This window comes from Lentimicrobium sp. S6, assembly GCF_013166635.1.
Lineage (GTDB): Bacteria > Bacteroidota > Bacteroidia > Bacteroidales > UBA12170 > UBA12170.
In genome coordinates this window covers 35870-58223 of record NZ_JABKBZ010000013.1, presented here as the reverse complement: position 1 = coordinate 58223, position 22354 = coordinate 35870, and the positions used below count along the sequence as shown (strand labels likewise).

General features: G+C 35.1%; 17 protein-coding genes. 4 read left to right on the top strand and 13 right to left on the bottom strand.

The window, feature by feature from the left end:
- Position 1 precedes the first annotated feature (1 nt).
- The 4 genes from HNS40_RS06725 to HNS40_RS06710 all read right to left on the bottom strand — a co-directional run bounded on the left by HNS40_RS06725 (position 2) and on the right by HNS40_RS06710 (position 10271).
- A complete protein-coding gene (locus HNS40_RS06725; protein ID WP_172278974.1) occupies positions 2-139 on the bottom strand; it encodes a hypothetical protein in 138 nt (45 codons plus the stop codon).
- 209 nt (positions 140-348) lie between these two features.
- Complete coding sequence (locus tag HNS40_RS06720; protein ID WP_172278972.1) at positions 349-4377, bottom strand: T9SS-dependent choice-of-anchor J family protein; 4029 nt, start codon at positions 4375-4377, stop codon at positions 349-351.
- A 627-nt stretch (positions 4378-5004) separates the two neighbouring features.
- Entirely contained in the window at positions 5005-6777 is a 1773-nt protein-coding gene (locus HNS40_RS06715) for a tetratricopeptide repeat protein (RefSeq protein WP_172278970.1), read from the bottom strand.
- A gap of 260 nt (positions 6778-7037) precedes the next feature.
- Positions 7038-10271, bottom strand: a complete 3234-nt coding sequence (locus HNS40_RS06710) for a T9SS type A sorting domain-containing protein (protein ID WP_172278968.1) — start codon at positions 10269-10271, stop codon at positions 7038-7040.
- Positions 10272-10753: 482 nt separating this feature from the next.
- On the opposite strand from HNS40_RS06710, the gene HNS40_RS06705 reads away from it, so the two are divergent.
- On the top strand, positions 10754-12157 hold the full coding sequence (locus HNS40_RS06705; RefSeq protein WP_172278966.1) for an aminopeptidase P family protein: 1404 nt from the start codon (positions 10754-10756) through the stop codon (positions 12155-12157).
- A 69-nt stretch (positions 12158-12226) separates the two neighbouring features.
- Here the strand turns inward: HNS40_RS06705 and HNS40_RS06700 are convergent, their stop codons facing one another.
- Both HNS40_RS06700 and HNS40_RS06695 read right to left on the bottom strand, forming a co-directional pair.
- Positions 12227-12907, bottom strand: a complete 681-nt coding sequence (locus tag HNS40_RS06700) for a T9SS type A sorting domain-containing protein (protein ID WP_172278964.1) — start codon at positions 12905-12907, stop codon at positions 12227-12229.
- A gap of 124 nt (positions 12908-13031) precedes the next feature.
- Positions 13032-13256: a hypothetical protein gene (locus tag HNS40_RS06695; RefSeq protein WP_172278962.1), complete on the bottom strand. Its 225-nt coding sequence runs from the start codon at positions 13254-13256 to the stop codon at positions 13032-13034.
- 82 nt (positions 13257-13338) lie between these two features.
- On the opposite strand from HNS40_RS06695, the gene HNS40_RS06690 reads away from it, so the two are divergent.
- Positions 13339-14100 carry a dimethylarginine dimethylaminohydrolase family protein gene (locus HNS40_RS06690; protein WP_172278960.1) on the top strand — a complete coding sequence of 254 codons (762 nt, stop codon included), beginning with the start codon at positions 13339-13341 and terminating at the stop codon, positions 14098-14100.
- Positions 14101-14167: 67 nt separating this feature from the next.
- Here the strand turns inward: HNS40_RS06690 and HNS40_RS06685 are convergent, their stop codons facing one another.
- The 7 genes from HNS40_RS06685 to HNS40_RS06655 all read right to left on the bottom strand — a co-directional run bounded on the left by HNS40_RS06685 (position 14168) and on the right by HNS40_RS06655 (position 20368).
- A complete protein-coding gene (locus HNS40_RS06685; RefSeq protein ID WP_172278958.1) occupies positions 14168-15922 on the bottom strand; it encodes a T9SS type A sorting domain-containing protein in 1755 nt (584 codons plus the stop codon).
- Between the two features lie 234 nt (positions 15923-16156).
- Positions 16157-17794 (bottom strand): ABC-F family ATP-binding cassette domain-containing protein, encoded by a 1638-nt coding sequence (locus tag HNS40_RS06680; protein ID WP_172278956.1) that lies wholly within the window; start codon positions 17792-17794, stop codon positions 16157-16159.
- Between the two features lie 125 nt (positions 17795-17919).
- Complete coding sequence (locus HNS40_RS06675) at positions 17920-18447, bottom strand: hypothetical protein (RefSeq protein ID WP_172278954.1); 528 nt, start codon at positions 18445-18447, stop codon at positions 17920-17922.
- 91 nt (positions 18448-18538) lie between these two features.
- Entirely contained in the window at positions 18539-18910 is a 372-nt protein-coding gene (locus HNS40_RS06670) for a TfoX/Sxy family protein (RefSeq protein WP_172278952.1), read from the bottom strand.
- A 59-nt stretch (positions 18911-18969) separates the two neighbouring features.
- The gene (locus HNS40_RS06665) at positions 18970-19272 is read right to left on the bottom strand and encodes a DUF3795 domain-containing protein (RefSeq protein WP_216663704.1); all 303 of its coding nucleotides are present in this window, start codon (positions 19270-19272) and stop codon (positions 18970-18972) included.
- A complete protein-coding gene (locus tag HNS40_RS06660; protein WP_172278950.1) occupies positions 19241-19534 on the bottom strand; it encodes a transporter suffix domain-containing protein in 294 nt (97 codons plus the stop codon). The genes HNS40_RS06665 and HNS40_RS06660 overlap by 32 nt, the downstream gene beginning before the upstream one ends.
- Positions 19535-19561: 27 nt before the next feature.
- Positions 19562-20368, bottom strand: coding sequence for a LexA family transcriptional regulator (locus HNS40_RS06655; protein WP_172278948.1), 807 nt, complete (start codon positions 20366-20368; stop codon positions 19562-19564).
- A gap of 521 nt (positions 20369-20889) precedes the next feature.
- Between HNS40_RS06655 and dinB the strand changes: the two genes are divergently transcribed.
- Positions 20890-22083, top strand: coding sequence for a DNA polymerase IV (dinB, locus tag HNS40_RS06650; protein WP_216663703.1), 1194 nt, complete (start codon positions 20890-20892; stop codon positions 22081-22083).
- Between the two features lie 86 nt (positions 22084-22169).
- Entirely contained in the window at positions 22170-22328 is a 159-nt protein-coding gene (locus HNS40_RS06645; protein ID WP_172278946.1) for a hypothetical protein, read from the top strand.
- Positions 22329-22354 lie beyond the last annotated feature (26 nt).

Sequence of the window (22354 nt, the reverse complement as noted above, 5' to 3'; positions counted from 1 at the left end):
TTTAGGAATTATTTTTAGTCTTCTTCTTTGGTTGATTGTCTTCAAGTTTTTTTAATATTTTTCTTAAAGCTTCGTTTTCGTTTTTCTTTCTTTTGATCAGAATTTCAACCTCATCTGTATCTTTGTTTCGTCTGGTCATTCTTTTAATATTGATTTTGCAATGATATAGGTCTAATGGTTCTTATTGCCCTTTTTGCTGGCTACAAAACTATTACATTGATATTTTTGCTAGATAAAAAAAGCTTCATGTAGCTTGTATGGTGTTGTTATCTAGTATTATATTGCTTTTGTTAAAAAAAAGGCCAATACTTTAAGTTTTTAGATTAAAGTATTGGCCATCATGATGAATTATTTATGAATCATAATTTTATGAGTCGTTCTATTCTGCCCAATTTGAATTAAGTATTCCCCAATACTTAAATGTTGTAATGATATTTGCTCTAATTCGGAGTCTATTTTTTGCTCATGCAATAATATTCCTTGAAGATTATAGATAAAAATAGTTTCTGATTCTAATCCTTCTAAGTAAATTAAATCGCTAGTTGGATTAGGATAAATACTATAGCTCATATTCTCTATATCATCAGTAGCGGTTATTACTTCAACAAAATTTGAAAAGCAAAACTCTGAATTTCCTTCTGTATAGATGGCTTCAATAGCATAAGAAAAAGTATTAGAACCTGTTGAACCCCAATTATAATCTATAAAGTAAAGATCGGTAATTGGTTCTGCGTTTAGAGCTTCCCATTCCCATGGCGCGATATGAATTTCGTGTGATGGTCCTTTGTATATATTATATGAAACAACTTCATTAGCTGATTTTCCTTCTGACATTTGTAAGGAATTCACTCTAATTAAGGCAGAAACTACTGGCATTCCTAAGAAGTCAGATAATAGCTGAGGATCGGAATTTGGATATTGAATATAGGCACTGTTTGGAACAGATTCGCTATAATCTATTGCAAGAGCATCAGTACTTAGTTCATTATCTTTCCAATGTAGCATGGCATAAAAGTCTGATTCAATGGAGAGGTTAGGGATGTCCACTGTTAAAATGGTATCGTTATAAGTAAGAAAGCTGGCGCTTGAAATTAAAAGTTCACCATATTCATCTAAAATATCAATACTTACCAAGTCTGTGGCATTATCATAAATATCGAATTGAATCTCCACAGATGTAATGGTGATGAGTTCGTTGTTTTCGAAGTAATTACCAAGTCTAACATCCTCATAAGGTTCGTTAGTCAAACTATAACTCACTGTATTATTGTCGTTCTGAAGTTTTATGCTTTCTGCATCAATAGGTTGTTCCCATTCTATAGAAGCAGTATTGGAACCTGCAACAGTATATACATTGAAAGGAATTAATTTGCTTTCAGTTAAAATAATCTCTCCTAAATCAATGTTTTCTTCCAAAGCTTCTATTTCTACGATATACTCATCATAACCTGTTAATTGAAGACTAAGCGTGTAGTTGTGAGCACCATAAACAGATTCAAAATTAAACTGCCCATCAGTATTGGTATTGGTAGAGAGGAATTCATATCCATTTAACTGTGCTAGAACGTTTTCTAATGGGATACTTGGTGCATTGCTGCCAAATACTTGGCCATTAATGTTGATAATAGGTAGTGCTATCATGGTAAAGTCGGCTGTGACTTCTGGAGCGTCAAGACTAATTTCTTGAGATTGATCATAATAACCTAAAGCTTCGGCTGTAATAGTATAATCTGTATAAGCTAAATCGGCAAAGTTATAATGGCCAGTACTGTTGGTATAAGTTTCTGTATTTGCTTCTATAACGCTAATCAATGCGTTTTCAATGCTTTCGCTGGATTCATTGCTGACCATACCATTAAGATCACCTGTCTCATTAATGTTTTGGAATATGAAGGTAGTAAATGGATGATCAGAATGGCTTCCAAAATAATCTGGTAAATCATAAGGATCGAGTTCGTATACATCGTTTAATCGTATAGAGCGAATAGGGCCTTCAGGAATAATACTTGCGTAAAATCTACATGCTGTTGATGGCCAACTGGGATTATACTGATAGAACTGAATAGCCACATTATTATTATCGGTGATTAGAATAGGTTCATCAAAAGGAATATAAACAGAATTATGTCCTGGAAATACTTCTATGCTATCATTAAAAACCATTTGCATTTCTTCTATAGGAATCCATCCACCTTCTAGGTTCTCTAAATTGGTTTGTTTTATCCAAACATCAAGGGGGAGGTTTTGGCCAACTCCGTGTAATTCATGATAATATAATGTAATTCCATAAAGGAAACCTGTTCCACCAAGTTCTTCATCATAATAAAGAATTTGAGAAATATCATCAGATCCAAGTGTCCATGTATCACCACCGGTATTGAATGGGATATTTAAATTTACATCGTCGGCTTGTCCAATATCATAAGCTTGATAATCAGCTGGAACTACATATACACCATGCTTTGTTGATTTATTGTTTTCAAGATATTCATCTGCACTGAAAACGATTTTAGCATAGACTTTCATATCGGTGATACTGGTAAAAGTATGAGGAACGATAATGTTTGCTTCTTCCCAAGAATCTAGGTTTATTCCTGTTTCTTCTGCTATGATATCTCCAGCTTCACTTATGATTTGAACACTGTAATCGCTTCCATTAATGGTATTTAGTCCATAGTTTCTTAAATTTACATTAAAAACATGCTCTTCATCTTGTTTAGCTAAGTATTCAAAGTCAAGACCTTTAATACCTAAGTCATTATCGAAATGATGAACATTAGCTGTAGAAGTAAATAAATCATAGGAGCTGGTTCCAAAACTACTTGGCATTTCATTTACTACACCAATATAATTAATACCAGATGCAGTAGAGATATCCATAGTTACTTCAGTCCAATCCTCTAATATTGATTCAATTTCACCAATGAGATGAACTTCACCTGTACTTCCATCTTTCCAAATAAGCACATCACTATTTGTGAAATAGGCGCTATTGTTTACCCAAAAGCTAAATACATCACCATCCTCAATATTCAGAAGGGGAGTATATAGGGTATCCGAAATGGCTCCAAACATATTATTGTCTGTCATGGCTACATAATAATTTGGACCATGTGGTTGTGGATAAAAGTAGTCTTTTAAAGGATAGTCATCTGCTGACCACATTTCTGGTGGGAACATATCACTTTCAAAGCTCTCCCATAGCATGTTAACAGCTACATAGCTTGTCATTGAATTATTAGTGAGATCGTCATCAGCACTTAAGTTGATTTGAGCGAATAGATTATTGATACCATCTGCAAAAGAATAGTTTCCAATGCTAATATGAGCTTCTTCACCAGGTGCTAAACCTAAACCAGTCGCTTCGTAGGAAGTTTGTTCAACTTCATTTACACTCCATGCAATAGCAAAATCATCTATCAAAAAGTCACCATTATTTATTAAGGATACGATTACTTCTTGTTCTCCAGCGCTGGGTAAGTATCCATTAGGCTTAATATTTGTGATTTTGGCATCTTTAGGATCGGATACATAATACATTCCAGTAATTTCATTATTAGGAAGGTTGATATCACCATCTAATAGCAAAGTAGCATCTATTTGATAATCTCCAGAACTAGCAAAGTTATAAGAACCTATATTTACATTGATTTCTTCGCCTGGAGCGATACTGACACCATTTAAAGTATATGGTGTTTGTGCAATACTATTGATACTCCATTCTATACTGGCACTAGTTATATTATCTGAACCAAAATTATGAAGTTTAAGGGTCGCATTTTCAGTGCTTGGGCTAGGGTTGATTCCAACAGGATTTAGTATTTCAGTTAAGGCACCATCGATTAAATCACTAGGAGCGATGGTCACCTCATCGATATCCCAATGCGTCCAACAATCTGTAGCTCCCTGATAAACAAAAGCAATATAGATGGATTCCCCATTATATGCACTTAAATCAATGCTATGTTCTACCCAAGTACTTTCTACTTGAAGACTTTCAGCAAGTTCTACAAAATCACCATCTTCAGGATCGCCGCTTCCAGTAGAAATATAGATGCCTTGATAGGTGTAATATACTAAGTCAGTGGATTGTTCGAAGAAATTTAATTCGTAATTATCACTGATGATATCTACTTGTGGACTTACTAACCAATCGTCAGTGGCATCGTTGTTGATTTTATGTTTGGCACAGTTTCCTCCACCATATCCTTGGTTAGAACCCCATAGGATTGATCCTTCCCAACCTCCAACTTCATACATATATTCACTCCAATCTGAAGGAGGCCACGTTTCAAAACTTTCGTTTACCGCAGTTGTTTGGGCCGATAGTTGATTCAAAAATAAAGCTAATCCTAAAATTAATAGATAGTTTTTCATTTTGTTTGTTTTAATTTGACATTTTTCAAAAAAAAAGTATTGTTTGTGTATTCTTTAAATGTTTTAGCTTTCCGTTTGGATGCTTTTCATTCATTGTAATTTCTTTATTATCGAAGAATTTTAAATTCCTTTTACCGTATTATTCCGATGGAGCAATATTAGTACAAGAAATGGTGACGGCTGTCATTTAAGAGGTTATAAAGTATTTACTAAGCATTTAAAAAGAGTAATAATTGTTTCACAATAGTCTTAAGATATTGATAATTAGTGGTACTTGTTGTGTTGTTGGAAAATGGTTAGATTCTCATAGAAACAATTTAAAACAGGTTTTGGGAAATTAGAATAGATGAAAGTCTGCCTTTTCAATTTATCTTTACCATAAAATATGATGTGAAACCAAAGTGTAATCCTATGAAAATTCATTTATATAGAATTGGAATCAATTAAAGTGTCATTAGAAATCTAATTCTCCTCTGGTTTACAATTAAAGAACCTATTTTACATCATACTCCGGTGAAATGACACTAGCCTGAGAAGTTAAATAAAGCGTTGGAGTCGTTTTGATTGTATTGAGATATTTATTCTAGTACTAAAATAAAAGGAGGAGCATTCGAAACAGAGATTTAATTAAATCTGCGACAAAATAGAAACCAGATTCTCATCAGTTTCTAATTCCATTTTCTTGCGAAGACGAAAGCGCGCCATATTAATACTTCTCACACTTTGATAGGTGATGGCAGAAATATCTTTGGTGGACATATTGAGTCTGAGAAAGGCACAGATTTTCTTTTCATTAGGAGTGAGGTCTGGGTATTTCTCATTTAGATTATTATAAAAATCGGAATGTACTTCCTGGAATCTGACTTCAAATTCTTTCCAAACGTCTTTAGAGGAGTTCATCAATAAATCGCGAATAACGTCTTGAATGATTTTTTGATTTTCTTTTTTGAAGTTAAGTTTGGCTTGAGTCAGCTTTTCTGCAGTGTTGGTAATAAACTCATTTTTACTAAGGAGGTACATGACATTGGTAGCCAGTTCTTTATTTTTATGTTCTAATTCTTGTTGCAACTTGTCATGCTCCAATTTTAAGTTAGATCTCTTGAGCTCTACTTTGGCGGTTTTATTTCTCTGGTTGGCAAAAAGGAGAAAGGCTATAATGGCCACAAAAATACCTAGACCAATTAACAAGATATATATGAGTTCTTTTCTCTGCTGTTCAGCTTCTTTAATAGCATCCTCTAATTCAATTTCTTTCATTTTTTTATCGAAATCGAATTGCATTTCCAATTGAGTGATTCTTTTGATGCTGTTTTCGTTTAGGATACTGTCTCCATATTGTTCATAGGTTTTGAAATAATCAAGTGCTTTTGCATACTGACCTTCGCTTTCATAAATCTTGGATAACTCAAATGTGCTTGCTTCTATCCAATCGGCATAATGATTTTGTATAGCCATTTTTAAGGATTCCTTTAAATTCTTTTTGGCTTTTTCCTTATTTCCTAAATAGAAATGAACCCGACCTAAGTTTCCTAATATCATCACCATGGATCTCGATCTTGGGCCTAGGTAGTCTGATTCTTGATGATAGATTAAATCGTAGGCTTCGTTATAATAATGTAAAGCTTTTTGGTAGTTTTTCTTTAATATTTCATATTGTCCCAATTCAGTTAATACAATAGCTGCATCTACCAAGTTATTGGTTTCTTTGAACATAGATAATGCCTCAGAATAGTATTCCATAGCCAAACTATCATTTCCTTCTTGGTAATAGATATTGGCAATATTACTTACTGTATGTGCTAGATACTCTTTTAGGTTAATCTCTTTAAATCCCTCATAAGCTTTTAAATAATAGGAGAGGGCCTTATCTTTTTCTTCTAAATCATTATAAATAATTCCAGTATTATTATAAATATGAGGCAGGATATCAATAAAATCAAACTCTTCACTTATTATTTGGCTTCTATGGTAATAAAATAAGGCCTCTGAATGATTTCCCTGAGAAAGAAAGATATTTCCGATAACCATGCTTACTTGTGCATAGTCAAAGTCCATTTCTAAGTCCTGGAAATAGTCGCTGGCAATACTGTAAAAACTTCTTGCTTTTGATAGGCTATCGTAAATAACGTAATAATCACCCAAACTGGCTGCATTCTCTGCTATTCCTAGTTGATAGTTGATTCCCTGTGCATAGTTATATCCTTCTTTGGCATAGAATACTGCGGAATCAATATGCGTGTTCTTAAAGGATTGAGAGAGATTATTAAGGAGGATGGATTTTTCTTTATTCTTTCTTGCATTTTTTAATTCCATTAATAAGCTGTCAGATTTTATATCTCCTATGGCCTGTAAGTTTAATAGAACAGTAAATATTATGAGGATGTATGTGATTTTTTTCATATGATAATCTGCTTTCAAAAACATTCAAATTTAGCCTTTTTTTTCGAATGTATAATCCAATGAAATTGATTTTTTGAAAACTGAATTATTAACTCAAATGTAAGCATATAAAAAAGGAGTCGCACTTTGCGACCCCTCTCTCATTCTGTGAAACTATTATTTATTCAGTATTTATCACTTGTATCCTTCGACTCCACTTAGTGTACAGAAGTAGGTGACTTTTTTACTTCGATCATGCGGCATTTTTCACCATACATACTTTACTTCACCAATAATACTTTATCTGAAAACACTTTGTTTCCATTGTTGATGATAATATGATATAAACCAGTAGCATGTTCGTTTAGGAAAATCGTTTCGTCATTATTTTCAATCTTTTTTCTCAAGATGAGTTCTCCATTTTGATTGAAAATTTGAATATCAGATTTTATAGCACCAGTAATACTGAATTGACCAGTTGATGGATTAGGATATAGGCTAATGATCCAATTGTTTGGATTTTGAATGCCAGAGATAACTAGATTAATATCTATAGATACATCGTCTCCATCTATGATAAATTCATCATCATAAGCCATATAACCATTCATACTTACGCTATAGTTATAGGTTCCATTTAGCATGTTCTCAAAACTAGTTTCACCTTGAGCATCTGTTATCATAGTTAAACCATCAATGGTGATTTCAGCACCTTCAAGGGGAGTACTACCGTCAGCAACAGTGAAGTTTACAGTATATAGAGGATTCAATATTACAAACTCTTGTACATTTTCATCAATTAGAGAAACTGTACCACTAACAGACTCATAACCATCTAAAACTGCTGTATAATCATATTCTCCAGCTTCATAAGCTTCAAATAGTGCAAGGCCATCAAATCCTGAAATTACAGTGACTCCATCGATAGTTACTTCTACATTTTCTAATCCCATTGGATTACCAGCTTCATTACACCAGAAGAAAATGTCATAAGTATTAATTACAGGAATCATAATAATAAACTGCTCCACATTCTGGTCAACAATAGAAATGGTACCAGTCTGTGTCTCATATCCAACAAAAGAAGCTGTATAATTGTGTTCACCAATAGAAAGGCCTTCAAATAAAGCAAGTCCATCAAATGCAGAAGTAACAGTCACACCATCTATAGTGATTTCGATACCTTCAGCACCCATTGGATTTCCTTCCACAGAACACCAGAAGAAAGCATCAAAATTAGTAGGAACAGGAATCATAATAATAAACTGCTCCACATTCTGGTCAACAATAGAAATGGTACCGGTTTGAGTAAAATATCCATCAAAAGAAGCAGAATAATCGTGGTCACCAATTGAAAGGCCTTCAAATAAAGCAAGTCCATCAAATGCAGAAGTAACAGTCACACCATCTATAGTGATTTCGATACCTTCAGCACCCATTGGATTTCCTTCCACAGAACACCAGAAGAAAGCATCAAACATAGGAGCGGGAATCATGGATATGAATTCCTGAACATTCTGGTCAATAATGGAAATAGTACCGGTTTGTGTAATATATCCATCAAAAGAAGCAGAATAATCGTGATCACCTACAGTTAATCCTTCAACTAAAGCTAAACCATCAAATCCAGAACTTACAGTAACACCATCAATAGTGATATCAATACCTTCTGTTCCCATCGGATTTCCTTCCACAGAACACCAGAAGAAAGCATCAAACATAGGAGCGGGAATCATAGTTATGAATTCCTGAACATTCTGGTCAATAATGGAAATAGTACCGGTTTGTGTAATATATCCATCAAAAGAAGCAGAATAATCGTGATCACCTACAGTTAATCCTTCAACTAAAGCTAAGCCATCAAACCCAGAAGCAACTGTTATCCCATCAATAGTGATTTCTATCCCTTCAGCACCCATTGGGTTTCCTTCTACAGAACACCAAAAGAAAGCATCAAATACAGGAACAGGAGATAGGCTTATGAATTCTTGAACATTTTGGTCCACAATAGAAATAGTACCAGTTTGAGTAATATATCCGTCAAAAGAAACAGAATAATCATAATCGCCACCAATAAGCTCTTCGAAAAGTGCTAAACCATCAAATCTAGAACTAACAGTAAGACCATCGATTGTTACATCAATACCTTCAACACCCGTAGCGCTTCCTTCAATTGAACACCAGAAGAAAGCATAGTATGATGGAGGAGCAGGAAGCATAATAGCGAAGTCAGAACCATTTTGGTCAGTAATAGTAACAGAACCATTAACAGTGATGAATCCATCTTTAGAAGCAGTATAGTAATATGTTCCTGGAGCTTTATTAGTAAAAACAGCCTCACCACCCATTGGGCCACCTTCAGTTACGATAGTTTCACCCTCAAGAACTACGGTTACATCTGCCATGGGCAGCATTCCATCAGTAGTCCAGATGTAAATATCATAGGTTTCAGGAGTGGGAAGCATAACTGCAAAGTCGGAGCCATTAGCATCAGTAATGGTAACAGAACCATTAACAGTGATGAATCCATCTTTAGAAGCAGTATAGTTATAAGTTCCTGGAGCTTTATTAGTAAAAACAGCCTCACCACCCATTGGGCCACCTTCAGTTACGATAGTTTCACCATCAAGAACTACTGTTACATCTGCCATGGGCAGCATTCCATCAGTAGTCCAGATGTAAATATCATAGGTTTCAGGAGTGGGAAGCATCACTGCAAAGTCGGAGCCATTAGCATCGGTAATGGTAACAGAACCATTAACAGTGATGAATCCATCTTTAGAAGCAGTATAGTTATAAGTTCCTGGAGCTTTATTAGTAAAAACAGCCTCACCACCCATTGGGCCACCTTCAGTTACGATAGTTTCACCATCAAGGACTACGGTTACATCTGCCATGGGCAGCATTCCATCAGTAGTCCAGATGTAAATATCATAGGTTTCAGGAGTGGGAAGCATAACTGCAAAGTCGGAGCCATTAGCATCAGTAATAGTAACAGAACCATTAACAGTGATGAATCCATCTTTAGAAGCAGTATAGTTATAAGTTCCTGGAGCTTTATTAGTAAAAACAGCCTCACCACCCATTGGGCCACCTTCAGTTGCGATAGTTTCACCATCAAGGACTACGGTTACATCTGCCATGGGCAGCATTCCATCACTAGTCCAGATGTAAATATCATAGGTTTCAGGAGTGGGAAGCATAACTGCAAAGTCGGAGCCATTAGCATCGGTAATGGTAACAGAACCATTAACAGTGATGAATCCATCTTTAGAAGCAGTATAGTTATATGTTCCTGGAGCTTTATTAGTAAAAACAGCCTCACCACCCATTGGGCCACCTTCAGTTACGATAGTTTCACCATCAAGGACTACGGTTACATCTGCCATGGGTAACATGCCGTCAGTAGTCCAAATGAATATGTCAAATTGAGCAAAGGAAAATGAAGATAACATCATCAATGACATTATCATCAGCAGCTTTAATTTCTTTAAAGAGTTAGTTGTTTGTCTCATATTAATCGTTTTTGTTTAACATTAATTCATGATTTTTTTACAGGGACAAAGGAGATAATATTAATTCCTAATTGAAAAAAAATAAACCATACAATAGTTTTACAGTAGGCTAGTATGATGTTATTTTATTACTACAGCATGTGTTAATTGGCAGGAATACAGGGTGATAAGTGTTTTGTGTTTGCGAGATCTGAAAAATGAAAATTCAAATTTAAATAGCCTAATCATTGAATGTGAAAAGTATATAAAGTCCAATTACATAAACATTCAGTCGTTAAAGTAAATGGAAATTGGTTTAAATATTCAATATTAACTTTTGCTGTAAGTATTATTTAAATATAAGAAGAAGCTTGCTGCTTTTCAACATCATCTTTAGTTAATAATTTCTAATAGGCATTTTTTAGGATAAATTAGGAAGGTATAAGATATCTTTACTTTGTTTTTTTTGTAATTTCGTCATCATAACAAAAAAAACACAACATATGCATTTATTTGATAAAGAAACTTATATAAATAGACGTCAAAAATTGAAGTCAGAAATTAAGGATGGTTTATTATTATTCATTGGTAATGAAGAAGCCAGTTTTAACTATCCTGCCAATACCTATGCTTTTCGTCAAGACAGTAATTTCCTTTATTTCTTTGGCTTAGACCTTTATAACCTGGTTGGAGTGATAGATGTAGATGCTGATAAAGATTATATTTTTGGTAATGATGTAGATATTGATGATATCATATGGATGGGACCTCAGCCAAGTATTAAAGATTTATCCGCAAAGGTAGGAGTATCCAACTCTAATACATTAGCCAATTTAGAAACAGTGCTTAATGATGCCATAAAAGAAGGCCGAAAGATACACTTCCTTCCACCTTATAGAGGAGAACATAAATTACAATTATCTTCTTTATTAGGAATGAAGCCATTTTCAGTTAACGATTATGTTTCCTTAGACTTGATTAAGGCTGTTGTTAAGTTAAGAGAAATTAAAGAGGATGTTGAAGTAGCAGAAATTGAGAAAGCGGTGGATATTGCCTACGAAATGCATACTACTTCAATGAGAATGGCAGCTACAGCTGGTAGAGTTGAACGAGAAATTGCAGGTACCATCGAAGGTATTTCCTTAGCAAAAGGAGGACCCGTTTCTTTCCCAATTATTTTAAGTGTGCATGGAGAGACTTTGCATAATCATCATCACGATAATATTATTGAAGTTGGCCAAATGATGGTTACTGATGGTGGTGCTGAAACCACGATGCATTATGCAAGTGATATCACCAGAACGGTTCCAGTAGGAGGTAAGTTCAATGAGCGCCAAAAGGCGGTTTATCAAGCTGTACTCGATGCCAATATGAAGGCCATTGAAGCCATTAAACCAGGTTTAGAATATAGAGAAATACATTTTTTAGCAGCTAGGGTATTGGTTGAAGGTTTAATTAAAGCTGGAATCATGAAAGGGGATGCTCAAGCAGCTGTTGATGCAGAAGCACATACTTTGTTTATGCCTCATGGTTTAGGTCACCAAATGGGCTTAGATGTTCATGATATGGAAGGTTTAGGAGAAAATAACGTAGGCTATGATGAAAAAACTGTGAGAAGTAAGAATTTCGGAACAGCCTATCTTCGATTAGGAAAAGAACTAAAACCTGGTATTGTTTTAACAGTAGAGCCAGGTTGTTATTTCATTCCTGCACTAATCGACCAATGGAAAGCTGAAAACAAACAAAGTGAGTTTATTAATTACGATGTCGTAGAGACTTATAAAGATTTTGGAGGTATTCGTATTGAGGATGATATTTTAGTTACAGAGACTGGATATAGAGTTTTAGGAAAACCAATTCCAAAGACTATTGAAGAGATAGAAGCGGTAATGGCAAATCCATTATAAAGCTTGTTCTTAAACATAAAAAAGCTCCTTATTTAGGAGCTTTTTTTATGTAATATAAATCAGTTCAATTTAATTCTTTGTCAATTTTCGAGTTGTTTTGTTTCCAAACATATCTATAATTTCAAGCAAATAAATACCATTATTCAATTGACTTGTTTCCATAGTATATTGTGTGCTAGCTATGGTAGAGATTGTTTGGATTTGTTTGCCGGTAATATCGTAAAGGTTTAACTCCTGAATATCCTGGTCATTGCTTACATTAATAAAATTCTGGAAAGGATTTGGGCTTATAAATATACTTTCAGCAAAGCGATCTTCGATTCCAACAAAACCTTCTGTTTCAACATTGAAAGTCATGGTTTGACCATTATCATAATCACCAGATTCATAAATATAATAGGCTACCGCACCAGAGCCGTCTATATATAGTGGATCAAAGGATAGCTCAATATAACTTGTGAACTCATCAAATAGAGGAGACATTTCACCATATTCAGGAAGGCTCGACATACATCCATGGTTATCACAGTATGAACGGTACCATTCATCAGGGATAGTATTAGTGACTAATTCGTATTTGAGCCTAACAGTATCAACAGCTGGATTTCTTAAAATATTCAAACGTAAATAACTTGAACTAGAAATACCAATAACTTTTGATAATTCATTGCTGGGTTCAAAATAGAAATTCTGCGCTGATAGTTGTAAGCTTGCTGTAATAATTAGTAAAATTGTAAATATTTTTTTCATAAAAATAGTTTTGGTTTTCCTTTGTAGTCGTAAAGAAAATGAATTCCTTACAAAGAATTAAAAAAATATTTTCCTTTAACAGGGTATTAACAGCTCTTCTATGGTACTTTCAATCCATATTGGTTTAGTTTTCTTCCTCTATTGAGTTTGTCTTTTCCTTTGGCATATCTAGCTTATCTACCTCTTTATGAATCTCCTCATTTGTATTTTCTTGTTTTACTGATTGTAGATGTTTTCGGACAAAATAAGCTGCAGCTACTGCTAAAACAGCTAACCAAAAGAAATTGACTTTTAAGATGATAAGTACAATAAAGATAACAACTAAACTAATGATGGCGTATTTATTCATGCATATTTTTTTTGTAAAAGTAGAAAAGACATTCATTTTATCCTAAGATTTTATAACTTCACCAACATAAAATAATGAAGGTATGTTTCAAAAAGCGATAGTAAGAATTCCAAGTAAAAGCATGATCAATGGGCTGAGTTCTGTTAACCTTGGTCAGCCTGATTATCAATTGGCCATAAAACAACATGAAGCCTATGTAGACGCTCTTTTGAGCTGTGGGCTCGAAGTGATTACTTTGGAAGCTGATGAGAACTTTCCAGACAGTACATTTGTGGAGGATGTTGCCCTGTGTACACCTCATTGCGCAATAATCACTCATCCTGGGGCCGAAAGCAGGAGGGGAGAGATTGAAGAGATGAAAGAAGTTTTGAAGGATGAATACAAGAATATTGAGTTTATTCAAGCTCCGGGTACTGTTGAGGCTGGTGATATTATGATGGTTGAGAATCACTATTTTATAGGTTTGTCAGCCAGAACAAATGAGGATGGTGCAAAGCAGATGATTTCTATTCTGGAGAAATATGGGATGACAGGTTCTTTAGTTTCTTTGGAAGAGGTCCTACATTTAAAAACCGGTTTAGCTTATTTGGAGAATAATTATCTAGTAGCTTGTGGAGAGTTTTTAGAGAAGGACGAGTTTAAGAAGTTTAATATTCTAGAGGTTGAGCAAGGGGAGTCTTACGCCGCAAATTGCATCTGGGTAAATGATACGGTAATCATACCAAAGGGATTTCCAAAAGCTAAAGAAGTCATTGGGCAAACAGGTTATGAAATCATAGAATTAGACATGTCGGAATTCCAGAAATTGGATGGTGGATTGAGTTGTTTATCCTTGAGATATTAAAAATAATAAAATAGAAAAAGCTCCATTACTAATAATGAGTTATGGAGCTTTATTATGAATGCGGATTCTAATATTTAATCCATTTTTGACTCATTGACATATTGTCAGTCTCTATTTTAATCAGGTATGAGCCATTGTTTATATTGCTCATATCTAATTGTATATTGTTTTCACCTGAAGTTCTAGTTGAATATATGATTTCTCCTAAATAGTTGATTATTGAAATTTGAGCATCCTCCATTTTTTGATTTAATTGAAGGTTAATCATGCCATCAGATGGGTTTGGACTGGCTGTGAAATCGAAAGAATTGTCATTGATTTTAGAAATTCCAACATTGGTTTGAATATTGACATTTCCATCTCTAAGTTGATTTCCTTTATATCCATTAGCCAATATTTTTGACTCATCATACGGAACATTTAAATTATAAGAAGTGATAAAAACAGAATCATTGCCTGTGAAATTGGTATAAGAAAGGCAGCTGATGTCTAATAATTCATCACCGTTAATATCACCTAAGACTGCAGAATTGATAAATGTAAATCCTTTTGGTCTTAAAGGAAATCCTTCGATTTCTCCACTTCCATCAAGTGAGTAGGCATGGATAAAACCATATCCATCAGCATCAGTAATATTACTGGTAAACACTAGATCCATAATATCATCATTATTCACATCAGCGACAGAAATAACTCCTTCGCAACCGCCAGCTTTGTTGATAGGTAGGTTATCTAGCATTTGTCCGGCTGCATTATATCCAAAAACAACATCTAATGGAGCTCCGCCACCGTCGGTGTTTGGATGTCCAACATATATCTCATATTCACCATCATCGTCAGCATCTACCACAGTTGGTGGGGAATATCTCCAGCCACTAGGGCTAGTGATTGGCCAGCCAAAAGGATAAGATCCATTTGATTTTACCATATAATAATCTGAAGCATCCCCATGTCTAGCTCCAACAATTTCCATAAGCTCATCACCATCAAAGTCATAGATGATTGGCGATTGATAAGAAAAGCTTTTACCTGCCTCTATTAATGGAAAACCAAAAATAAAGCTGCCATTTGTATTAATGGCATAGAGAGACCCAGAGGAAATTGAAATGATAATATCTTTTGTTCCATTATTGTCAATATCACCTATAGAAGGAGTAAAGGCTAAATTGCCAGGTAGCTCTAATGGCCAAGCATCACTAAATGGAGTTCCGTCTATTTTGATGACATGAAGCATACCATAATTTGAATTTCCTCTTTCACAGGTAATGACTTCCATAATATTGTCTCCATCCAAATCAGATATGGCTGGGGCATTAAACATCCAATGCTCTTCAAAGTTTTGTGGCCAGCCTTCTAAATCATTTCCATCTTTATCGAGCAAATAAACTCGTCCAGCATTAGGCGAGCCTCCAGTGTTAAGAATGATCTCTAAATGTCCATCATCATCCATATCAGCTATGCTAGGTGGATATATAATGGTACCACTTACATTTTTTGTCCAAAGGGTTTCGCCGTTTCCTTTGAGAACGAATAGTTTATTATTGGCACCAAAGATAATTTCATCTGCGCCATCCTCATCAATATCTGCTATGGCAGCACCTCTGAAATTTTTAAAACTGGCATTGGCAGGACTTCCAAAGGGGAATCCATTTAGCATTTCAGCAGTGCTTTTTTCACTGTAATCTGGTAAAAGGATGTTTTCGAGTAATATGGTTCCATCAGTACTTAAACTTGCTTTCTTTCCATTGGTATATTGACCATAAATAGAGGTGGAGAATAGCATTATCAATGTGATTGATACAAAATAGTAGTTTTTTTTCATTGGGTTAAATTGGGGTTTATTTTATTTAATGGATTTAGAATCTCCATAAGCCCAAATATAATCAAAAAAGACACGGATAGAATTATAAGTTTCTAACCGTTAATGTAATAATGTTGAAAAGTATTAGAGTCGATTATTAGAATATTGCGGATTGGTATAGATAATTCTTTAGGATAATAATGCCTTCATCAAATTAACGGGAATTCCAAATCCCACATCTGTCATCCGTCTCCACTACTTCCCAGCTTCCAACTCTCTCAAATGCTCCATCTTTTTACGTTCTAAAAACTCTTGGATGCCCTCGAAATGCTCTCTTACCCTTTTGTTACCAAACTCGTAAATCTTACTGACCATGCCATCTAAGAAATCTCTATCGTGAGAAACGAGGATTAAAGTTCCATCATAATCCATTAAAGCTTGCTTGAGGATGTCTTTGGTTTTTAAATCCAAGTGATTGGTAGGTTCATCGAGTATGAGTAAGTTAACGGGTTCGAGGAGCAGTTTAATCATAGCGAGACGAGTTTTTTCTCCTCCTGAAAGAATTTTTACTTTTTTGTCCCAATCATCACCGCCGAACATAAAAGCGCCCAGAATATCTTTTATCTTATTTCTGATATCACCTTTGGCTACATCGTCAATAGTGCCAAATACGCTATTGTTCTCGTCTAATTTAGAAGCTTCATTTTGAGCAAAGTAGCCAATATGAATATTATGGCCAATAGTAAGCTTTCCATCATGTTCAATCTCATTCATGATGGCTTTTACTAAGGTAGACTTGCCTTCTCCATTTTTACCCACAAAAGCTACTTTTTCTCCTCTCGTAATACTAAAAGAAGCATCTTTAAAAACGGTATGTTCACCATAGTGTTTGGCTAAATCTTCAGCCATTACCGGATAGTTACCAGAACGTGGAGAAGGAGGGAAGCGAAGTTTCAAATGTGAATTATCTACCTCGTCAACTTCTACAATCTTCAGCTTCTCTAGCATTTTTACTTTGGATTGTACTTGTAGTGTTTTTGAGTAGGTTCCTCTAAATCTATCAATAAATACTTGGGTTTCTGCAATGAATTTTTGTTGCTCGTCAAATTGTTTTTGCTGCTGTTCTCTGCGTTCTTGACGTAATTGCAGGTAGGCAGAATAATTCACTTTGTAATCGTAAATTCTTCCCATGGTGACTTCGATGGTACGTGTGGTAATTCTGTCGATAAACATTCTATCGTGAGAAATAATCATCACTGCTTTTGCACTATTGATGAGGAAATCTTCTAACCATTGCACCGATTCGATATCTAAATGATTGGTAGGCTCATCCAGAAGAATTAAATCAGGGTCTTGTAATAGAATTTTAGCCAACTCAATCCTCATTCGCCATCCTCCACTAAATTCACTGGTAGGACGTTGAAAATCGGAACGAACAAAACCCAAGCCTAATAAAGTTTTCTCTATTTCAGCATCATAGTTAATTTCAGCTTGACTATAGAGTTTCTCACTGATATCAGAAACTTTCTCTATGATTTCGTAATATTCCTCCGATTCGTAGTCGGTCCTAGTGGTTAGCTGTTGGTTTAACTCGTCCAACTCCTTTTGCATACTTTGAACTTGAGAAAATGCTTGAGCTGCTTCCTCAAAAACCGTCCTGTCATCCTCTGTCATTAAATGCTGAGGAAGATAGGCAATCACAGCATCTCTGGGCGCTGAAATCTTTCCACGACTTGGAGTTTGAGCTCCAGCAATAATTTTGAGGAGGGTAGATTTACCAGCACCATTCTTACCCATTAATGCTATTCTATCTTTATCGTTCACCACAAACGAAATATCTTTAAATAGGGTAGTGCCACCAAATTCTACTGCCAAACCATCAATTGAAATCATAGTATTCTTTTAAAAATGAAGCGGCAAATATAATTAAATACGAGATGTAGCTCGATTCGGATTTGTTATTGTTTTCAAGAATAGGTTTCTTGAGGAGGATTCGATAAGAAATTCCGTTTTTTTAATTAGAAAAAGAAACGAAATCCAGTGTTAATGATGAGTCCATTAGAATAAATAGGTTTGTATAATACCTTATCAGCTATAGCTCCGGTTCCTACACCTCCAATTTCTATAAAATAATTGCTTCCATTACTCATGAAAAACTCAAAGCCAAATAATCCATATCCACCAAACTCCATTTGTTCTGAGGATAATTCGGTGCTAGGAAAGATAAAAAGCGCTCCACCTTCTCCATATAACCTTATTTTGTCATTGATTTCTCCGGCAACCCCAATTATGCCAAGAGATAAATTGGAATATGGAGTCCAAGTAGTTTCTTTTTTGTGAATATGCTCATTGAACATTAAATTTCCTCGTAATCTGAACGCTACTTTTTGCTTTGCGAAATATGGTGTGGTAACTTGTAATCCTATTCCAAAGTCTTTTTGGTACTGACCTAACTGGAATCCAGCATTAAACTGATGCCTTTTTTCTTGTGAAAAAGCTGAAATTAAAATAGTTACAAATATAAGTGTTAATAGTCTTGATTTCATGATAAGTGGTTTTAAATTTGGATAAAAATAGAATTTTCTATTATTAATTCAAATGAAATCATGAAAAATTAAGAAAAGTAATGGGCCTAATTTATTGTTTCTTAAGCTTTTTTTGGCTCTTTTTAGCCAAAGGATTGTAATCTAAACATAGTTGAATCCATTCTTCCAAATCTTCTTGCATATCTAAGCCTAAGGAATCAACATGAATAAACCCTTTCATGGGTCGGCCTGTAAAGGTCATTTCTGAAGCATATTCCCTCTGAAGAGCCTCCTCATATGCAAATTCACCAACTCTAGCCATCATTCTTGAGGCTTTGCTCGATTTGTTTGATTCTAACCCTACACACATCTTATCATCAACCATGAATGTGAGTCCGCCCATCATTTTCTTTTCTGTAAAGAAAATTCGTTTTTGTTTAAAAACTTGTCTTATTCGTTCTGCTAAATTTTCATCGTAAGCCATGTTGTTAGGTTAATATGTTAAAAAGATATGAGGGTGAGGGGATTATACTACAACAGCCATTATTCACTTTCCCCTTCTGCTTTTCTTTTAAGCTCTCTTTGATTTACAATCAAGTCTTGTCCATATTTCTCCCAAGTTTTGGCAAACTTTTTAAACTTACTGCATGGGAACTTTGAACATTGGTAGCAATAGTCAATTCCTTTCTTTTCGTTGCATTGGTATATGGTTTTGCAATGCTTACATCCTTTGTCAGCTCCATCGCATCCATTTTTCTCTCTACCAAAACGAGGGCATCCATTACAATCGATGCCACATGGAGGAGTGATTCCTTTATACTTCTTTTTCTTCTTCTTTTCTTTCAAGCTCTGAATCTTTATTATTAGAACCCTTAAACCAATTTTTAGGATTAAAATAGGATTTGTATTTGGTAAACAATTCTTTGCCCACTAAAAGTCCTCCGCCCCAAAATAAAATTTCTCCAATAACTAGCGATGCGGTACTAAGCCACACTTTTGTTGTGTTTTCTATTTCAATAAATGGGAAAACAGGGATAATTAGAAAGAATGGAATACATGCAAGCATTAATCCTATGCCCAGTTTTATTTTCCAGTTTTGTTTTTTCATGGTTTTCTCAATCAGAAGCCAAATATATTATAACTGTAGCTTAGTTTGTATCTGATGGACCTCTTTTTGCAAAGATTTAAGACTTTGAGCTAAAGCTTCGGTTTTCATTTCGTTGGTATCGGGGAGCTCTCCGCTTATATAATTCACAAATTTCCAGACTTCTTTTACCTCTTGAATATGTATTTCATAAGGTTCGTAGAGTGGATTGAGGGAGTGGAGTTTGAGCATTCCTTCATTTTCTATTTTGTTTTCCACAACTTTAAATACTACACCATCGTCAATGGTAAGAATGATATAGGCTTGCTTGCTTTTCATATGAGTCCAGTTTTGAACAAACTCCGCTGTTACATAAGAGCCATCGGGGATGGGAAGCATAGAATCACCACTGATTTGAAAACTGCGGTATTTCTTTTCCTTAGATAGGAAAGGAAGCCTAAATGTGGGTAGTATCTTAATATACTCTGGGTCGGCAAATCCGCTGGTATAACCTGCTTTGGCTTTTTCTGGAACCAGCTCTATATTTTCCTCGTTGTCCTCACTTACTGAAGTTACTAAAACCCTCAATTTGCTACCTTTAATATAAACATCATAGCCTCTTTCTAGTTGGTTGAGTTGATTTTCTGGAAGACTCCCCAAATCGATTTTTATTAAAGTATCCACCGATACATTATAATATTCAGAGAAACTGACCAAAGCAGACATATTAGGCTGCGCTACTTCGTTCTCATAACCACTCAAGGTAGAGCGTTTCATGTTTAATGTTTGCGCAATATCCTCTTGGGTAAAGCGTCTTCTTTTTCTTAATAATTTAATATTGCTGCTAAATATTGTCATATCTCTGTTTGTTTTTTTTAACTTAGTGGCTGCAAGAAAACTCCGATAACTTCGTTACAATTTTTCTAAAAACAGTCATTTACATAAGTAAACTCCTTGGTTTTTAGAAAAATCAAGCCTCGTTCTCGAAGCTTTCTTATCAGCCCTTGAAAAATATTATAGTTTTCTTACTAGTATTAATTTCAGAATGTACCAGTCATCCATCATCCCGCATAGATCATTGGTCATCCCACATCTAACACTGCACTTCCCCAAGGCAAACGCACTCTTTTTTAATTATAAAAAGCTAGCGCGGAAATGTTTTCCGTGCATATATAAGAGCAATAAAGGTAATGGTTACCGTACGGATTACAAATCCGCACTAGCGTTGTATCATCCCACTTCCGTCATCCCACTTCCCACAATTTTCCTAAACTTTCTTCCGACTTTCAAAATAATGATTATATTACCGTCATGTAAATGATTAAATAATAATCAAAAGTAAATAAAATAATTTAAAACACAAATATTTTAGATAATTTATGCTGATAGCTCAAGATAATAGAACCATAGTCCATTTTGATTTGGATACTTTTTTTGTTTCGGTAGAACGACTCGCAAACAGTGCTTTAAATGGTTTGCCGATCATTATTGGAGGAGGGTCAGATAGAGGAGTGGTGAGTACTTGTAGCTATGAGGCACGAGCATTTGGAGTGCATTCGGCTATGCCTATGAAAATGGCCATGCGACTTTGTAAAGATGCCGTGATTATAAGAGGCGATATGGATGAGTATACCAAGTATTCGCGTTTGGTTACCGATGTGATTGCCGATAAAGCACCTCTTTATGAAAAAGCCAGTATTGATGAACATTATTTAGATATCAGTGGAATGGATCGTTTTTTTGGTTCTTATCAGTGGACAAAAGAGTTGCGACAAAGTATTATCAAAGAAACGGGACTTCCTATTTCTTTTGGTTTGTCTATCAATAAAACGGTGGCCAAAATTGCCACCAGCGAATCCAAGCCCAATGGCGAATTACGAGTGCCGGCAAATATGGTACAGCCTTTTATGTTTCCGCTTTCCATTCGTAAGATTCCCATGATTGGCAAGAAGACCTACCATTTATTGCGTTCCATGGGGGTTTCTAATATAGAGACTTTGAGTCGCATTCCACCCGAGATGATGGAACAGGTATTGGGGAAGTTTGGAGCAGTGATTTGGAAAAAGGCCAACGGCATAGATTTTACTCCTGTGGAACCTTATAGTGAGCGTAAAAGCATCAGTAGCGAACGAACTTTCCAAAAAGACACCATTGATGTGGTTCGCCTTCGCCTTTTATTGATTTCCATGGTAGAAAAATTGGCTTTTCAATTGAGAAAAAAACAAAAGATGACGGGTTGTATTACAGTAAAGATTCGTTATTCCAACTTCGATACGCATACTCAGCAGAAACATATTCCATATACCGCTTTCGATCATGTATTAATGAAAACGGCCACAGAATTATTCGAAAAGCTTTACAACCGACGTATGCTCATTCGTTTGATTGGAGTACGATTTAGTGATTTGGTATATGGAGTACAACAACTCAATTTATTCGAAGATACGCCCGAAATGATTAATCTCTACCAAGCTATGGATAAGGTACGCCTCCGTTTTGGAAGCCATGTGATTAAACGAGCCAGCTCCTTAGTTACGCGGGATGAAAACCTAAAACCAAAGGAAGTTCCTTAAGTAAAGAAGAGACTTCAATATCGGACATCGGTCATCCGTCATCAAACATCCGTCATCAACAAATACTAACAAATTAAAACAATATTATGCAATACAAGAAATATCAAAAACTAAAAGCCATGCAGACCTTTAAACAAAAATTCAGCGATATGACCAGAGAATATCGAGATGGATTTCGATTTCAGCTTATTAATTCTATGCATGAGGCTGGAGCAAGTATAAAAGTTGAGGGAAAACTTCAATAATCTTCGTATTTTCGCAAAAAAATAAG